The 679-nt window shown below is 64.2% G+C and carries 1 pseudogene; it reads right to left on the bottom strand.

What is annotated here, in order from left to right:
- Window positions 1–65: 65 nt before the first annotated feature.
- Window positions 66–607: pseudogene (locus tag EBE87_RS28525) on the bottom strand (IS630 family transposase); the annotation flags it as partial.
- Window positions 608–679: the final 72 nt, after the last annotated feature.

The raw sequence follows: 679 nt of genomic DNA, 5'->3' as shown, positions 1-679 counted from the left end.
GGGCCAGCGCAAGCAGGGCCTTGTGGCCCAGCCGCGGTGCTACAAGAACGTCACATCCAGCGGCCTCGTGTCCAGACGTTCTCGATGGGGTTGAACTCGGGGCTGTAGGGTGGAAGGTAGAGCAAGCCTGCCCCGGCGGCTTCGATCGCAGCTCTGACGCCTGCGCCCTTGTGGCTGCCGAGGTTGTCCATGATGACGATGTCGCCGGGCTTCAGTTCGGGTACCAGCACCTGATCAATGTAAGCCTGGAAGGCAGCGCCATTGATCGGCCCGTCGAGCACCATCGGCGCGACCATGCCGCTGTTGCGCAGCCCAGCGATGAAGGTTGTCGTCTTCCAGTGCCCATGCGGGATCGCTGCCCGCAGCCGCTGGCCACGGCGGGCCCTGCCATGGGTGCGCGCCATTTTCGTCGAGGCCCAGGTTTCATCAATGAACACCAGGCAGTCAGGATCGAGGTCAGGCTGGCTCTCGAACCAGTCCCAGCGCCGCTTCAGAATATCGGGGCGGTCCTGCTCCGCAGCGTGCGCCGTCTTTTTTTACGCGTGATCCGGTGTCGGCGGAAGAACCGCCAGATCGTCGTGATGCCTGCCGCTACATGTCTGGTTGCGAGACGTCCTTGGCATCTTCGACGATGATGCGGGCCTTCTCGATGTCCTGCGGCCCGGCCTGCCCGACAGGC

Source organism: Teichococcus wenyumeiae, assembly GCF_003696345.1.
GTDB lineage: Bacteria > Pseudomonadota > Alphaproteobacteria > Acetobacterales > Acetobacteraceae > Pseudoroseomonas > Pseudoroseomonas wenyumeiae.
The sequence above is the reverse complement of the archived record's forward strand: the minus strand, read 5'-3'. Positions and strand labels throughout refer to the sequence as shown.